Source organism: Ohessyouella blattaphilus (assembly GCF_024721265.1).
GTDB lineage: Bacteria > Bacillota > Clostridia > Lachnospirales > Lachnospiraceae > Aequitasia > Aequitasia blattaphilus_A.
Genome location: NZ_JAMXOC010000015.1, coordinates 36,202 through 52,243, shown reverse-complemented (window position 1 = coordinate 52,243; position 16,042 = coordinate 36,202). Strand labels below are relative to the sequence as shown.

20 protein-coding genes are annotated in these 16,042 nt (G+C 43.8%); 2 read left to right on the top strand and 18 right to left on the bottom strand.

What is annotated here, in order from left to right:
* Window positions 1-2: 2 nt before the first annotated feature.
* From mutY to NHH16_RS10235, 7 genes are read right to left on the bottom strand one after another with little or no spacing between them, the layout of a single operon-like run.
* Entirely contained in the window at window positions 3-1,724 is a 1,722-nt protein-coding gene (gene mutY, locus NHH16_RS10265; RefSeq protein ID WP_262069511.1) for an A/G-specific adenine glycosylase, read from the bottom strand.
* Between the two features lie 7 nt (window positions 1,725-1,731).
* On the bottom strand, window positions 1,732-2,472 hold the full coding sequence (locus tag NHH16_RS10260) for an amino acid ABC transporter ATP-binding protein (protein ID WP_262069510.1): 741 nt from the start codon (window positions 2,470-2,472) through the stop codon (window positions 1,732-1,734).
* A complete protein-coding gene (locus NHH16_RS10255; protein ID WP_262069509.1) occupies window positions 2,462-3,142 on the bottom strand; it encodes an amino acid ABC transporter permease in 681 nt (226 codons plus the stop codon). The genes NHH16_RS10260 and NHH16_RS10255 overlap by 11 nt, the downstream gene beginning before the upstream one ends.
* A gap of 14 nt (window positions 3,143-3,156) precedes the next feature.
* Window positions 3,157-3,888, bottom strand: coding sequence for a basic amino acid ABC transporter substrate-binding protein (locus NHH16_RS10250; RefSeq protein ID WP_262069508.1), 732 nt, complete (start codon window positions 3,886-3,888; stop codon window positions 3,157-3,159).
* Between the two features lie 20 nt (window positions 3,889-3,908).
* The gene (locus NHH16_RS10245; RefSeq protein ID WP_262069507.1) at window positions 3,909-4,736 is read right to left on the bottom strand and encodes an undecaprenyl-diphosphate phosphatase; all 828 of its coding nucleotides are present in this window, start codon (window positions 4,734-4,736) and stop codon (window positions 3,909-3,911) included.
* Window positions 4,737-4,739: 3 nt separating this feature from the next.
* Entirely contained in the window at window positions 4,740-5,576 is an 837-nt protein-coding gene (locus tag NHH16_RS10240) for a Cof-type HAD-IIB family hydrolase (protein WP_262069506.1), read from the bottom strand.
* A complete protein-coding gene (locus tag NHH16_RS10235) occupies window positions 5,560-6,084 on the bottom strand; it encodes a DUF1444 domain-containing protein (RefSeq protein ID WP_262069505.1) in 525 nt (174 codons plus the stop codon). Before NHH16_RS10235 ends, NHH16_RS10240 begins: the two co-directional genes overlap by 17 nt.
* Window positions 6,085-6,346: 262 nt before the next feature.
* On the opposite strand from NHH16_RS10235, the gene NHH16_RS10230 reads away from it, so the two are divergent.
* Window positions 6,347-7,285 (top strand): cell wall hydrolase, encoded by a 939-nt coding sequence (locus tag NHH16_RS10230; RefSeq protein ID WP_262069504.1) that lies wholly within the window; start codon window positions 6,347-6,349, stop codon window positions 7,283-7,285.
* A 168-nt stretch (window positions 7,286-7,453) separates the two neighbouring features.
* Window positions 7,454-8,725: a phosphopyruvate hydratase gene (gene eno / locus NHH16_RS10225; protein ID WP_262069503.1), complete on the top strand. Its 1,272-nt coding sequence runs from the start codon at window positions 7,454-7,456 to the stop codon at window positions 8,723-8,725.
* 91 nt (window positions 8,726-8,816) lie between these two features.
* Here eno and NHH16_RS10220 read toward each other — a convergent pair whose 3' ends face one another.
* The 11 genes from NHH16_RS10220 to NHH16_RS10170 all read right to left on the bottom strand — a co-directional run bounded on the left by NHH16_RS10220 (window position 8,817) and on the right by NHH16_RS10170 (window position 15,988).
* Window positions 8,817-10,061: a DUF1015 domain-containing protein gene (locus tag NHH16_RS10220; RefSeq protein WP_262069502.1), complete on the bottom strand. Its 1,245-nt coding sequence runs from the start codon at window positions 10,059-10,061 to the stop codon at window positions 8,817-8,819.
* Window positions 10,062-10,081: 20 nt separating this feature from the next.
* The gene (gloA2, locus tag NHH16_RS10215; protein ID WP_262069501.1) at window positions 10,082-10,462 is read right to left on the bottom strand and encodes an SMU1112c/YaeR family gloxylase I-like metalloprotein; all 381 of its coding nucleotides are present in this window, start codon (window positions 10,460-10,462) and stop codon (window positions 10,082-10,084) included.
* A gap of 105 nt (window positions 10,463-10,567) precedes the next feature.
* Entirely contained in the window at window positions 10,568-11,104 is a 537-nt protein-coding gene (locus NHH16_RS10210; protein WP_262069500.1) for a bL17 family ribosomal protein, read from the bottom strand.
* 100 nt (window positions 11,105-11,204) lie between these two features.
* Window positions 11,205-12,167, bottom strand: coding sequence for a DNA-directed RNA polymerase subunit alpha (locus tag NHH16_RS10205; protein ID WP_262069499.1), 963 nt, complete (start codon window positions 12,165-12,167; stop codon window positions 11,205-11,207).
* 27 nt (window positions 12,168-12,194) lie between these two features.
* Window positions 12,195-12,788: a 30S ribosomal protein S4 gene (gene rpsD / locus NHH16_RS10200; protein ID WP_262069498.1), complete on the bottom strand. Its 594-nt coding sequence runs from the start codon at window positions 12,786-12,788 to the stop codon at window positions 12,195-12,197.
* Between the two features lie 61 nt (window positions 12,789-12,849).
* Window positions 12,850-13,248, bottom strand: coding sequence for a 30S ribosomal protein S11 (gene rpsK / locus NHH16_RS10195; protein ID WP_262069497.1), 399 nt, complete (start codon window positions 13,246-13,248; stop codon window positions 12,850-12,852).
* Between the two features lie 77 nt (window positions 13,249-13,325).
* Complete coding sequence (gene rpsM, locus NHH16_RS10190) at window positions 13,326-13,694, bottom strand: 30S ribosomal protein S13 (RefSeq protein ID WP_262069496.1); 369 nt, start codon at window positions 13,692-13,694, stop codon at window positions 13,326-13,328.
* A gap of 417 nt (window positions 13,695-14,111) precedes the next feature.
* Window positions 14,112-14,225, bottom strand: a complete 114-nt coding sequence (gene rpmJ, locus NHH16_RS10185; RefSeq protein WP_074017808.1) for a 50S ribosomal protein L36 — start codon at window positions 14,223-14,225, stop codon at window positions 14,112-14,114.
* A gap of 129 nt (window positions 14,226-14,354) precedes the next feature.
* On the bottom strand, window positions 14,355-14,573 hold the full coding sequence (gene infA / locus NHH16_RS10180; protein ID WP_262069495.1) for a translation initiation factor IF-1: 219 nt from the start codon (window positions 14,571-14,573) through the stop codon (window positions 14,355-14,357).
* A 1-nt stretch (window position 14,574) separates the two neighbouring features.
* Window positions 14,575-15,342 (bottom strand): type I methionyl aminopeptidase, encoded by a 768-nt coding sequence (map, locus tag NHH16_RS10175; protein WP_262069494.1) that lies wholly within the window; start codon window positions 15,340-15,342, stop codon window positions 14,575-14,577.
* Window position 15,343: 1 nt separating this feature from the next.
* Window positions 15,344-15,988, bottom strand: coding sequence for an adenylate kinase (locus NHH16_RS10170; RefSeq protein WP_262069493.1), 645 nt, complete (start codon window positions 15,986-15,988; stop codon window positions 15,344-15,346).
* Between the last annotated feature and the right edge of the window lie 54 nt (window positions 15,989-16,042).

Here is a 16,042-nt window from a genome sequence, read left to right as displayed (position 1 = left end):
CCTTATATTTTATCCCTATAAAAAGCAAACGCGCTAGGAAGAGGGTAATTATCCTGAATTTCTTTCTTCGTCAAAAACAGATAGTCATTCTTCCTACTCACTGGCGCTACCTTCACTTCATATCCCGTCATTTCCCACTCTACGTGGCTAAAGATATGCTTCGCCTCTGGTAACTTCTTGATCTTTAGCACTTCTAGTCCTTGCCCTTCCAGGTAGTGAAGCACATCTTTCCGCGTCAGTTTTCCGTCCACACTGGGGAACTCATACATCCCCGCTAGTAAGCCTTTCTCTTCCCGCTTCGTAATGGCGACCCGTTCACTATCGCGAATGAGAAATACCGTCCTTTTTTCCAGCCGACGCTCTTTCTTTTTCCCCACCTTCGGATAGACAGCTACCGCCCCTGTTTGATAGGCCTCACAGTAAGTAGCAAGAGGGCAAATTTGACACTGAGGTTCCTTATTCGGGCCACAGATAGTCGCCCCTAATTCAATTAATCCTTGATTAAAGTCGCTGGCTGCCTCCTCGGGAATAACAGGCTTTAACAGCCTTTCCACATAAGTCTTCGTACTTGCCTTCTTGATATCCCCTTCTAAGCAGATCAGTCTTGCTACCACCCGTAATACATTGCCGTCTACGGCCGGATAGGCCTTATCAAAGGCAATGGCACTAATGGCTCCTGCCGTATAACTGCCAATCCCTGGTAGTTCTCTAATCTGGTCATAATCAGCCGGAAACTGGCCTTCATACTGGCTATCAATCACCTGAGCCGCTTTTCTTAAATTACGGGCACGGTTATAATACCCTAAGCCTTCCCATAGCTTAAGTAACTCCTCATCTGTCGCCTGGGCTAAGTCGTGAATATGAGGCAATGCCGCGAGAAAGCGACGGTAATACTCTTTCACAGCCTCCACTCGCGTCTGCTGCAGCATAATCTCCGAAAGCCAGATACGATAAGGCTCCTTGGTTCTTCGCCAAGGTAGATCCCGGGAATTTTCTCGGTACCAAGTCACTACCGGTTTCCCGATTTCGTAAAGCTTAGGAGCTTCCAGGCGCACAGGCACCTCCTGATTAATGGCTAGCGTATCTGCTGTCACTTGGCAGTCGTAGGCGCGGATATTAACTCCTGCGGCTACCGCTTCTACAAGGGCCTTCGCAAACTCTGGGTGCATCTTTTTATTAGGCGTAAAATAGCGCACTCCCTCCATCTGAATCACAAAGATAATATACGTTTCGTACCCAGCTTTATGGGCCTCTATAAGTTCCCGGACATGCTTAACGGCCCGTTCAGACGGTGCATCGGGAAAGAGGGTTCTATTATCCTCTTCTAAGGTAACGCCTTTTACTTCGATTAGTATTTTCTCATTGGCACCCTCAGCGTAAAAATCAAACCGGGATTTGCCGTAGGTATACTCTGGGTGAATCCGATTTAGCTCTTTTCCCAGTCCACCTGCCACGAGCCACTCCTTCACAACCATATTTGGCGCATTTGCATCCATATTAATTAATCGCTGCCCTTTATAGACAGCGATTAAATCCCACTTTGTTTTGCGGTTTTTATTTTCCGGAATATCCAAAATCACCTTGGCTCCGGGCACTAATAGCTCTTTGCAGCGCCCTGTGTTCTTCACGTGAACCGTCTCTTCTCGCCCCTCAATTTCCACTTTAGCGATAAAGCGGTTGGGGCGTTCTTTAAAGACGCCTGGCACCGTTTCTTGATACTTCATAACTCACCTATAATACTTTCGAAAGGAAATCCTGCAAGCGAGGTTCCTTCGGGGATCCGAAGAAGCCTTCCGGTTCTCCCTGTTCTTTGATCTGGCCTTCATCCATAAAGATAACTCGAGTAGCCACCTCTTTGGCAAAACCGATTTCGTGGGTTACCACCGCCATCGTCATGCCTTCTCTGGCTAGCTCTTTCATTAGCTCTAACACTTCGCCTACCATCTCGGGATCAAGGGCCGAAGTGGGTTCATCAAAAAGCATAACGTCCGGTTCCATCGCTAGCGCTCGCACAATAGCGATTCGCTGTTTCTGACCGCCCGATAGCTTGGCTGGATACGTAGTCGCTTTATCCTCTAAACCAACTCTCCTAAGAAGATCCAGACCTTGTTTTTCTGCCTCTTCTTTACTGAGACCTTTTAACTTAATCGGTCCTAACGTAATATTTTCTAAAATTGTCTTATGGGGAAAGAGGTTGAAATGCTGGAACACCATCCCCATTCTTTGGCGGTGAGCATCGATATTCACCTTTTTATCGGTGATATCCACACCTTCAAATAAGACCTGGCCTTTATCGGGAACCTCTAAAAGGTTAAGGGAGCGCAAAAAGGTCGACTTTCCTGAACCTGATGGGCCAATCACCACCACCACTTCCCCGGGATAGATTTTCTCCGAGATACCGTTAAGAGCGTGCAGTTCGCCGTAAACCTTATGCAGATCCACCACTTCTATAAGGGGTAACTTATCGTTCATTGCTGCGCAACCTCCTTTCCAGAATACTTACAAGCTTGGTGAAAATAACCACCATCACCAGGTAAATTGCCGCAGCGATAATCAGCGGCGGAAAGGCGTCATACGTCTGGCTCCGGATAATGTCCGCCCCTCGCGTTAGATCCTGAAGGGCGATGTAGCCAGCCACAGAAGTCTCTTTTAAGAGGACGATAAATTCATTACATAGAGCCGGTAAAACATTTTTAAAAGCCTGAGGCATAATAATCAAGCGCATCGTCTGGGAATAGGTAAAGCCGAGACTTCTACCAGCTTCAAACTGACCCGCGTCAACAGCCATAATTCCCGAGCGGAAAATCTCCGCCACATACGCTCCTGAGTTTAACCCAAAGGCAATAATCGCTGCTAAGACCTTCGGGATGTTAACACTGGCAAAAACCACGTAAAAAATAATCATCAATTGGAGAACCACTGGGGTTCCCCGTACCACTGTTAAGTAGATACGACAGATTAAATCCGGTAAAAAACCTTTCCCAGTACGGTCGTAAGTGGCACGAACCATCGCTACGATAAAGCCGATCAAAATACCGATTAGTACCGCAAAGAAGGTGATAAATAGAGTATTGCCTAGACCCGATATAATGTATTTATAACCACCACCGTCAATCAAGGCGTCATATAATCGTTCTCCCATAGTTTCGTCTCTTCCTACTCAGCACTGATGTATTTGGCGATAATCTTATCTAGTTCCCCAGATTCCTTTAACGTCTTAAGCGCTTTGTTTACTTTATCTAGTAACTCCGTGTTACCTTTTTTGATGGAAATTGCATACTCTTCATCAGCAAATTTCTCGTCTAAGATAACTAAGCCTTCATTCTTTTCCACGAATACTTTCGCCGGCTGGTTATCGATAATCACGCAATCGATTTTTCCTTGAGCTAATGCCATAACCGCTTCTGTACCTTTATTAAAGCGTTCCATCGTCACGTCTTCAATATCCGCTGCTAAGATATCCCCTGTGGTACCTAACTGAACGCCTACAGACTTCCCAACCAGATCATCAACGCCTTTGATATCGCTACCCTCTTGAACGATGATCACTTGAGTGGCGGTGGCATATGAATCACTAAAGTCTACATTCTTTAAGCGCTTTTCCGTTACTGTCATGCCCGCTGCCCCAATGTCAGCTTTTCCGCTATCAACAGCTACGTTAATCGAATCAAAAGCCATATCCTCAACCTTAAGCTCTAAGCCTAATTCTTTAGCAATCGCTCCGGCAATCTCCACATCGATGCCCACAATCTCGTCACCATCATAGTACTCATACGGTGGGAACTCCGCATTTGTGGCCATTACTAGCTCTTTACTCTCTTTCTTTCCGCAAGCGGCAAGCGACATCGTCATCATCACAACCAATAATACATACACTACTTTTTTCATTTTCTTCTCTCCTTTTCCTTTTAGCCTACAATAACAGAGGCCAACATAGATAGTAAAATTATCACGCCCAAGATGATTCGGTAATAACCAAATACTTTAAAATCGTGGGTCTTTATATATTTCATCAGGAACTTGATGGCAAAAATTGAAACGGCAAAAGCCACCACCATGCCCAGAATTAACAAACCAAACTCGCCGGCCGTAAAGTGAAAACCGTACTTAACTAGCTTTAAAAGACTGGCGCCAAACATAACAGGTATCGCCAAAAAGAAGGTAAACTCAGCCGCCGCGGCCCGGGATACGCCGATCATCAAGGCTCCCACAATGGTCGCACCAGAACGGGAAGTCCCTGGTATCATCGCCAGCATCTGGAACACCCCAATAATCAGGAGCATTTTTGGCGTAAGCTGGGAGATATTTGTTGCAACCGGCTTATGTCCCTGGTTGCGAATCTCCACCAGGATAAAAAGGATACCATAGATAATCAGCATCAAGGCCACAACGCCCTTTTTGAAAAACACCCGGTCGATAAAATCATCAAAGAGAATACCGATTACGGCTGCCGGTAAACAAGCGATTACTACCTTAATCCAAATCTGCCAAGTCATCATCTTTTCCCGCTGACTCTTCTTAGGCGAAAAAGGATTAAGCTTGTGGAAATAAAGCACCACCACGGCCATAATCGCCCCTAGCTGAACCACCACGTTAAACATCTCCATAAAGGCATCTGAAAGATTCGGCTGTAATAGATCGCCGACGAGAATTAAGTGCCCTGTACTACTTACCGGTAGCCACTCCGTTATTCCTTCTACTATTCCTAGTATTATTACTTTTATCACATCTAACATCTTCTACCCCTCCATTAAAAGCTGCTGAACTAGCACCTTGGCTACGCCGTCCTCATTGTTCGTCACTGTCACATAATCGGCTTTCTCTCGGAGCTCAGGAATTCCGTTTTCCATAGCGACGCCTGTGCCTACCATGGCAATCATTTCCAAATCGTTATCGCCGTCTCCAAAGGCCATAATCTCGTCTCTAGCAATGCCTAGTCCTTCGGCAAACTCGCACAAGACACTACCCTTTGTCACGTCCTTAAGATTAATTTCCAAGTTATTGACTAGGGAGGTAGTAATGGCTATCTCCGGTATCTGGGCTAGTTCTTCATATGCCCGCGCTTTTTCACTTATTTCTCTAAAGACCCCTTGGACCTTATCCACCGGTCGGTTTTCCTGGTAGAATTTATCCCACAAATCCGGAACGGGTTGACGGGAACCGAGAAAATACTGAACCACTGCTGGCGAGCGATGGTACTGGGCCACTCGGTCATACCCGGCTTGCCCCACTACGCCTTCGCCGTCATAGTAGAGTTCTCTAAGGCAATCATACTTATAAAAAATCTTTAGCACCCGCTCAGCTAACGGTACAGGTATTAACTCTTCCCGGAGAACTTTCTTCTCCTTTACATCTACTACCCGAGCACCATTGGCGGAAATCAAGTATCGAACCCCTGGAAACTGAACCAGCTCCTCAGGAATGCCACTCAAAGGCCGTCCCGTACAAGGTACCAAAAGAACCTCTCTTTTAGCCAGCTCCTTAAGGGCTTCCCAAGTTGCCTCGGTAATCTGCTTATCATCTGTTAAAAGCGTGCCGTCTAGATCAAAGGCGACCAGCTTAATATTCTTCTTCATAGGACTCTAGCACCTCTTTTTCTCGGCTAAACACGTATAGTTGCAAGCTAATCTTCTGGGCACTCAAATCATACACGCTCTTCCCGTGATCTAACATATCTTGCAAAAGCCCTTGCCCATTTTTCGGAATAAATAACACCGTATTATTAGCCGGCACTAACACCAAGAGGTCATCGGCTAATTTTTCCGCGCACATCGTCCAAATCTGTTTAAATAAAAGAGCACTTGCTTCAAACTCATCATCGCTAAAAATGGCAAACCCACCATAGGGGGTGTGGACAATCGAATAATCGATAATTTCACTCAAATTCTGTAGAGAAGCTTGGTACATTAAAAGCCCATCTGCATCACTTGGCAAATCCTTATCCCGTAAATACTCGTACACGCCGCCCTGTTCTCTAACAAACAAGACATCTAGACCGGGGAGAAATTTTACCACTGGATATTCTTTGGCAGAAAAGCTATTTTCCTTACGGACAACTGGATATATCCCATTATATTTCGTCATCTTTTCTTCCTTTCTCTAACAACCTTATCCATTGTACCAAATCTTGCTTTTGTTTGCAATTTGTAGTATAATTCAAAAGCATTTTTTGGTTGCCACCTAGCCATGTAAAGCGATGTATAATTTGCCTTTGGGAGCTTGCTCACTAAAGACAAATTATACATCGCTTTATAGGGCGAAGCCCGTGCAGCTCGGTTTCGCTACCTGAGTAGCGAAATCGAGCTACATGGTTAGGTGATAACCATCTACAGGAAAGGAAAACTGTATGATTATCAAAAAACGTTTCGCACTTCCACTAACAGCCCTAATTTTAGGTCTTGCGTTAGCCCTCGGAAGTATCTCTGTTACTGCCGCTCCTAGCGGTGAAACCACCTCGAGCATTCAGAGTCTTTCTACGGATTTAGAAACCCTGAAAAATCAGCTCCAAGAAATCACGACTGAGCTAGAAGGCTTAAAAGCAGAAACTGAGCAAGCCCAGATTAATCTGGCTTCAGCGAAGCTTTACGAGGAACAGCAGCTACAAGCGATGGAAGCTCGCGCTAAAATCGTTTACGAAACCGGTGATTTTGGTTACTTTGAACTTTTAATGAATTCCCAAAGCATTTCTCACTTTTTAGCTAATGCTGAGTACGTCAATTCGGTTACCACCTATGATAAGGAAATTCTCGATAACTGTAAGAACGCCCGGGAACTAGTCGAAACTCGTCAGCAAGAGGTCGATGTGAAGCAGGAACACCTCACTCAGGCACAAGCTGATTTAACGACACAAATTGCGGATTTAGAGAGCCAGTTAGAAAGTGCTAGCACCGAACTCCAAGGGGTTATCGGCGAAGCTAAAAAGGCCAGTGATCCTGTCCAAGTACCTGGGGATGAGTTAATTCTCTTTGCTGCACTTTTAGAAGCTGAATCTGGTCAAAACTACGATGGCAATCTCGCTGTTGGTACTGTAGTTATGAACCGGGTAGCCCATCCAAGTTATGCCAATTCCATTACCGAGGTAATCTTCCAAAGCGGTCAATTTAGCCCCACTTGGAACGGTGCCTTAAATCGTATTTTGGAAAAAGGCCCTGCTGGCGTCTGTCTGCAAGCAGCTAATGACCTAGCCGCTGGTATACGCCACTCGGCGGTTATCAATTGTTATAGCTTCAACTGTGTCGGTTCCGGTGCTGTGGGCATCAATATTGGCGGAAATATTTTTTACTAAAAGTAAATACTGTAAAATCAAAAGCGATAGAGACTATTTATGAACTTAAGATAGTCTCTATTATTTTTAGACTTTTTTAACTTGTAAAACTAAAGGAAACGGTCTATGATATAAGCAAGGAACTAATTGAGAATCAAAATCAAAATCTTTATATAAGGAGGTAACAACATGGATTTTACACAGATTGAAAAAATAATCGGCCGGGAAATCATCGACTCTCGGGGAAACCCTACCGTAGAAGCAGAGGTCCATCTAGTTGATGGCACCGTGGGCTTTGGAGCGGCACCTAGTGGCGCTTCTACTGGCGAATTCGAGGCTTTAGAGTTACGCGACGGCGATGCTAGTAAATTTGGCGGCAAAGGGGTCGAAAAGGCCGTTTCAAATATCAACACGACGATTAATGATGTTTTAGTGGGAATGGATGCGGCGGATACGTACGCTATCGATCAGGCGATGATTCGCGCTGACGGTACGAAGGATAAATCAAACCTAGGTGCCAACGCTATTTTAGCCGTTTCTATCGCGGCGGCAAGAGCCGCAGCCACAGCAATTGGCGAACCTTTATACCGCTTCTTAGGCGGCGTCAATGCCAACCGCTTACCGGTACCGATGATGAACATTTTAAATGGCGGTGCTCACGCGGATAATACGGTGGATGTGCAAGAATTTATGATTATGCCGATTGGCGCGCCGAATTTTAAGGAAGCTTTACGCTGGAGTACAGAAGTCTTTCACGCTCTCGCGAAGCTTTTAAAGGGCAAAGGCCTAGCTACTAGCGTTGGTGATGAAGGCGGGTTTGCCCCCAATCTTGCTAGCGACGACGAGGCCATCGAATACATCTTAGAGGCTGTAAAAGCTGCTGGCTATGAACCTGGCAAAGATTTCTTTATCGCTATGGACGCTGCTTCAAGCGAATGGAAAACTGGTAAGATCGGCGAATACAAGTTACCAAAATCAGGTAAGACTTATACATCTAAAGAATTAGTCGCTCATTGGAAAGCGCTAATCGATAAATACCCCATCTTCTCTATTGAAGACGGTCTAGACGAGGAAGACTGGGAAGGTTGGCAATATATGACCGCTGAACTCGGTAACAAAGTTCAGCTTGTTGGCGACGACCTCTTCGTAACGAATACCACTAGACTACAAAAGGGCATTGAAGAAGGTAGTGGCAATTCTATTCTCATTAAGCTTAACCAAATCGGTTCTGTCTCTGAGACCTTAGAAGCCATTAAAATGGCCGCCAGAGCCGGTTATACATCTATCGCTTCTCACCGCTCCGGTGAAACAGAGGATACTACTATCGCTGATCTCGCGGTAGCCCTTAACACTGGACAAATCAAAACCGGTGCTCCAAGTCGAAGCGAACGCGTAGCAAAATACAATCAACTGTTAAGAATTGAAGAACAATTAGGTGCTAGCGCAACCTACGGCATCTAATCTGATGGGGAGGTCGTTTTTCGCAAGAAAACGACCTCCCAAACGAGAAAAAAGTGTGTCCCCTATGAAAGGTGGCACACTTTTTTCTCATTTAGTCTGTTAGTGAGTGGATGAAGATTCCACTTAGAAGCTTCGGTTCAAACCAGGTTGACTTTGGCGGCATTAATAGTCCGCCATCTGCCACTGCTAGGAGCTCCGTCATCGAAGTAGGATACATGCCAAAAGCACAGAGTGCCCCTTCTTTAACTTGCTTTTCTAATTCCTTAAGGCCTTTGATACCGCCGACAAAGCTGATGTTTTTATCAGTTTTTGGATCTTCAATCCCAAAGATGGGGCCGAGTACTTCCCGCTGTAGATAAGATACATCCATACCATCTACCGGACCTGATAGCACATAGTCGCTCTTTTCTTCTAACAAATACCACTCCTCACCAATAAAGAGCGCCACTTGGCCTTTCTTCTCTGGCTTTAAAGGTGCGCTGGCACTTTTAAGGAGGGTAAACTTCTCTAATAGTTTTGCCATTGTTTCGTCTTCGGTAAGACCGACACTTCGCTTAATCACCCGGTTATAATCCATGATTTCCAGTTCATCGGCAGCGAATAATACGCTTAAGAAATAATTGTATTCTTCTTTTCCTGTATGCTCCGGATTCTCTTCTCTAAGCTTCTTACCAACAGCAACGGCACTAGCTGCTCGGTGATGTCCATCAGCAATATACGTGGCCGGAATTTCCTCAAAGATTGAGGTTATCTTGGCAACCGTCTCTGGTTCGTCTATGAGCCATATGCGCTGTCTAACCTCATCAGCATCGCTAAATTCATAAAGAGGTGTCTGCGTTTGCTTAATCTCTTCTTGTAGTCCTTTCATCGCCTCTACACCCTTATAAGCTAAGAAAATCGGACCAGTCTGAGCGCCTAAAGCAGTAATATGACGAATGCGATCTTCTTCTTTGGCTTTTAGAGTATTTTCGTGCTTTTTAATAATATCGTTTTCGTAATCACTGATCGCTGAACAGGCCACAAGCCCCGTCTGGCTTCGCCCTTTCATCGTTAGTTCGTACAAATAATAAGCTGGTGATTCTTCACTCTGATAATAACCTTCTTTTTGTAGCTTCTTTAAATAATCGGCACCTGACTCATATACTTCCGGTGCGTACATATCCGCATCCGCCGAAAAAGCGGTCTCTGGGCGATCGATATTGAGAAAGGATAGAGGCCTTCCAGCCACCGCTTTCTTCGCCTCCTGACGGGTATATACGTCGTAGGGCAAGGCCGCCATTTCTGCTACATGTTCTACCTGGGGACGTATTGCCTTAAAAGGTCTAATTTCTGCCATCTCTTCATTCCTCCTCTTTGCTATTCGTGCAGTTCTAAGGGCAAACCATCAGGGTCAAAGAAAAAGGTCATCTTCTTGCCTGTGATTTCATCCGTGCGCACATCTTCTGTCTCAATTCCCATTGCCTTTAATTCTGTAATTACCCCTTCAATATTGGTTACAGCAAACGCTAGATGCCTTAGCCCATAGGCTTCTGGATAGCTTGGTCGCTTCGGATTCCCCTTTCCCGAAAAGATTTCCAGCTCACAACCGTCTAACTGTAAATCAAGTTTATAGTCTCCGCGCTCCTGGCGGTAGTTCTCCCTAATAATCTCTAAGCCTAGCTTGTTTACGTAAAAGTCCTTCGACTTCTCATAATCAGAGACAATAATCGCCAGATGATGAATTTTACTTAGTTTCATAAACACCATCTCCTAAGATTGTAAAAAAAATATGCCCACTGGGGACACACTTTTTTCAATTGAGGAGGTCGTTTTTCTAAAAAAACGACCTCCCCAACCAATTAATTATACTAGTTCAATTAGTACTTCCATAGCTGCATCACCTTTACGTTGACCAATCTTAACGATTCTGGTGTAACCGCCATTTCTGTTTTCGTATTTAGGAGCAACCTCATCAAAAAGCTTTGCTACTAAATCTATTTCTTTTGTATTTTTCTTGCGTCCAGCTTGAGCTGTTGGCACATCTTTTACTGGGTAAAGAACCTTAAGCATTTGACGACGAGCATGCAATCTGCTTGGCTTGTCTTTCTTAATGGTCTTTTCAACTTCGTCATAAACGGTTACTTTCTTGCCATCTACAACTTCTTTTACGCGTTTTCCGTCTTTATCTTTTCTTGCTACTTTCACTTTGATAGTAGCTTCTTCATAGTTATCTTTTTCCTTAACTGCCATAGCAATCAACTTTTCAGCTGTTTTTCTAATCTCTTTTGCTTTGGCGTCAGTAGTCTTAATCTTACCATGATTTAATAAAGCGGTTACTTGATTTCTTAATAAAGCTTTTCTTTGGCTAGAAGTTCTGCCAAGTTTTCTGTATTTTGCCATTATTCTTATCCTTTCTTAAACACCCTTTCTGCGCTCTTCGGGCTTACCATGAAAAGGTGCGTCTCCATGCATCTTCGGGCTTACTGGAGGCTCATTTTATTTACGCGTCGCCGTCCTTGTTAAGGCTTAATCCAAGTTCGTCGAGCTTTGCTAACACTTCTTCTAGGGACTTACGTCCTAAGTTTCTTACTTTCATCATATCTTCAGAAGTTCTGTTGGTTAACTCTTCTACAGTATTGATGCCTGCTCTCTTTAAGCAGTTGTAAGAACGTACGGATAATTCAAGCTCATCAATGCTCATTTCCAGTACTTTTTCTTTCTCATCATCTTCTTTTTCAATCATTACTTCCGCAGACTGAGCCACTTCCGAAAGATCAACAAAGAGACGTAGATGTTCACTTAATACTTTTGCAGCTAAGCTAACCGCTTCGTCTGCTTCTAAAGTACCGTTGGTGTATACATCTAGAGTAAGTTTATCAAAGTCAGTAATCTGACCAACACGAGTGTTCTCAACTGCTAAATTCACACGTTCTACCGGTGTGTAAATAGAATCAATTGGGATCACCGCGATCGGTAGTTCATCGTTTTTGTTCTTGTCGGCACTCACATATCCTCTACCACCTGTGATGGTCAATTCCATGTAAAGCTTTGTGTCGGCACCGCCACTTAACGTAGCAATTACGGTCTCGGGATTCATAATCTCGATGTCTGAATCCACCTGGATATCAGCGCCCGTAACCACACCTTCACCCTCATATTCGATGTAAGCAATCTTAGGCTCATCTGACTCAGATGTGTTCTTAATTGCTAAAGACTTTAAGTTCATTACGATTTCCGTAACATCTTCCTTAACGCCTGGAATCGAACTGAATTCGTGTAAAACGCCATCGATTTTAACCTGACTGATTGCCGAACCTGGCAAGGATGATAGCATAATTCTACGAAGAGAATTTCCCAGTGTTGTTCCGTAACCTCTCTCAAGAGGCTCAACAACAAATCTTCCATATTTTTTGTCTTCAGAAATTTCTGCAATTTCTATATTTGGTTTATTAAAATCAAACACTAAAGCCACCTCCTGTGGGGTTTCGGATTATTTAGAGTATAACTCGACGATTAACATCTCATCTACAGGCACATCGATTGCATCTCTAGCTGGAAATTCTTTAATCGTTCCTTTTAAACCTTCTTGGTCTACGTCTAACCACTCAGGTACAAGACGTCCACCTGTCACTTCAGTGATTGCCGCATATCTTGGCGATCCTTTGTGTTTTTCGTTGATTTCGATTACATCACCAACACTTACTAGGTAAGAAGGGATGTTCGTAACTTTACCGTTAATCGTTACGTGCTTGTGATCGACGATCTGTCTAGCTTCACGACGAGTACGAGCAAGACCCATACGGAAAATTACGTTATCAAGACGGGTTTCGAGAAGTTGCATTAAGTTCTCACCTGTCATACCATTCATACGCTTAGCTTTTTTGTAGTAGTTTCTGAATGGTTTTTCTAAAACGCCATAGATAAATTTAGCTTTTTGCTTTTCGCGAAGTTGAAGACCGTATTCGCTCATTTTTCTATTAGCTCTTTTTAACTGTCTGTTAGATTTTTTATCAATTCCTAAGTAGATTGGATCCATACCTAAGGATCTACATCTTTTAAGAACCGGAACTCTGTTCACTGCCATTAAGTTTTCCTCCTATATTTTAAAATCAGATTGAAGTCGTATTAATTTCCTAATAATGAAATTAGACTCTACGACGTTTCGGTGGGCGACAACCATTGTGTGGTACAGGTGTAACGTCCTTGATGCTTGTTACATCGATGCCGTTTGCTGAAAGCGCACGAATCGCTGCTTCTCTCCCTGAACCTGGTCCCTTAACCATAACGTCTACTGATTTCAAACCATGTACTAATGCTGCTTTAGCTGCTGTTTCAGCTGCCATCTGAGCTGCATAAGGAGTAGATTTCTTTGAACCTCTAAATCCCAGACCACCGGCACTTGCCCATGAAAGAGCATTTCCTTGCGCATCTGTTAACGTAACGATAGTGTTGTTAAAAGATGATTGGATATGAGCCTGTCCGCGTTCAACGTTTTTCTTGACACGTTTTTTTGTCACTTTTTTCGTAACTTTTTTTGCTGCCATTAAACTAACCTACTTTCTATTTTCTTCTCTATGTTTCGATTTCTAATAATGTAGTTCGCTTGCGTTCGCTAAGTGCTCTACTTTTTCTTATTGGCTACTGTTCTCTTCGGTCCTTTACGAGTTCTTGCATTTGTCTTAGTCTTTTGACCACGAACTGGAAGACCTCTTCTGTGACGGATACCTCTGTAACATCCAATTTCTTGAAGACGCTTGATGTTAAGAGCGATTTCACGACGTAAATCACCTTCAACCTGTTGCGTTTCGTCAATTACTTTACTAATTTTCTTTTCATCGTCAGTTGTAAGATCGCGACAACGAATGTCTGGATCTACTCCTGCTTCTTGTAGAATACGAGTTGCACTTGCTCTACCAATTCCGTAGATGTATGTAAGTCCGATTTCTACACGTTTGTCTCTTGGTAAGTCGACACCTGCTATACGAGCCATGTGATTTCCTCCACTTTCTTTGTTCTAATTGATATTGTCTCAAATTGGGGTAAGTATTTTTCCCTACCCAGGCATGTCGGTATTCATGCCCTTTCCGACCACTGCTTAGCAGTTAATGACCGGTCGGTATTGTAAGCAATATACGAGGCCATCTAATGCTCCAGTGTCCTTGTATATTAAATATGCTGTGAACACTTAGCGAGGTTTTACCCGAGCTTAGTGTGAAAACACACCTGGTCACTTAACGAGGTTCTCTCGAGTTTAGTGAACACGGTGTTTCATTATAAAGCTGGTGCCTCATCCTTCACAGTCATATCAGCCGCCTAAATTGGTTGCATATTGCAAAGTTCCTCTTATAAGGAAGTTCGATTCACTAAATTCGAACTGCGCGCCTAGCGCTTGTTCTCATTAAGTGCTCTAACCCTGTCTTTGCTTATGCTTTGGATTTTCACAAATAATGCGAACGCTACCTTTTCTTCTGATAACTTTGCATTTTTCGCAAATTGGTTTTACTGATGATCTAACCTTCATGGTGATCCTCCTTTCATCCATTGCAATGCCTTTATTTCTCACGCTTTTCCGTCATTACACACCTATAATTAGACAGAAACACGCTTATCTATTATAAGGCAAACGGCTATGGAAGTCAATCCTTTTTCTCTATTTATCTCGCCAAATAATTCTGCCTTTTGAGAGATCGTATGGAGAGAGTTCTAAGGTAACTTTATCTCCTGGTAAAATCTTAATAAAATTCATACGTAGCTTGCCACTGATATGAGCAAGCACTTGATGTCCATTCTCCAGTTCTACCTGGAACATGGCGTTCGGTAATTTTTCTACTACTATTCCTTCAATTTCAATTACATCGTCTTTAGACATCTTATTTCTCCTTCGTATTTGTACATGTCAGTAATTCTGGTTCACCTTTGGTGATTAATACTGTATTTTCATAATGGGCCGATTTGGAAGAATCTCTTGAGATAACCGTCCAGTCATCGTCAAGCCACTCCACTTCCCAAGTACCGGCGTTAATCATCGGTTCAATCGCTAGGGTCATCCCCGCCTTTAAAGCGAGTCCTCGTCGTGGAACTTCGTAGTTAGGAATCTCTGGTGACTCATGTAACTTCGTCCCAATTCCGTGACCGACAAGATCTTTTACCACGCCGTAGCCAAAACTCTCCGCATAATTGCCGATCGCCTTGCTGATATCAAAAAGATGATTGCCTTCTTTCGCATACTTGATGCCTTCAAAGAAAGATTGACGAGTCACTTCTATCAGTTGGCGATCTGCCGCTGAAATTTCACCTACTCCGTGAGTTCTAGCAGCGTCAGAGTGATAGCCATGATGAATAACCCCGGCATCCAGACTAACGATATCGCCGTCTTGGATAATTCTATCCGCACTGGGAATCCCATGAACCACTTCTTCGTTTACAGAAACGCAGATAGAGGCCGGATAACCGTTATAGTCTAAAAATGACGGGATACAGCCATAGCTTCTGATTAGTTCTTCGCCTAGCTTATCAATATCGAGAGTACTCATCCCTGGCTTTAACGCCTTTGCTAGCTCATTATGCACTTTTTCAAGTATAATTCCCGCCTCGCGCATAAGCTCTATCTCGCGAGGCGACTTTATCGTAACCGCCATTCTATGCTCCTAAAATACTGATGATGTTTGCAAATACATCGTCGATGTCAATAGTTCCGTCAACGGTTTTAAGAACTCCCGCCTTCGTATAATATTCAATTAGTGGTTGTGTTTGCTCATGATAAACGCTCAAACGCCTGGCTACTGTCTCTGGCTTATCATCATCCCGTAAGATTAACTCTTTTCCGCAGGTGTCGCAGATGCCTTCCACCTTCGGCGGATTGTACTCTAGATGGTACGTAGCACCACAGCCAACACAAGCTCTTCTGCCACCCATACGGCGTACGATATTCTCATCAGGCACGTCCACATCAATAGCATAATCAATCTTTTCACCGATGGCATTTAAAGCCGCGGTTAATGCTTCTGCTTGAGGAATCGTCCGTGGGAAGCCATCAAGAACGTAACCTTCCTTCGCGTCATCCTGGCGCAGTCTATCCACAACAAGTTCAACTACTAATTCATCAGGAACAAGAAGCCCCTGATCCATAAAGGTCTTAGCCTTTGCTCCTAGCTCTGTACCCTCTTTAATGTTTGCTCTAAAAATATCTCCTGTTGAGATATGAGGAATATGATACTTTTCCGCAATCTTTTTCGCCTGGGTACCTTTTCCGGCACCAGGAGCACCCAACATAATTATTCTCATCTGATTTCTCCTTATAGCATTTTAACCCGCAGCAAAAACACTGCGAGTCAAAAT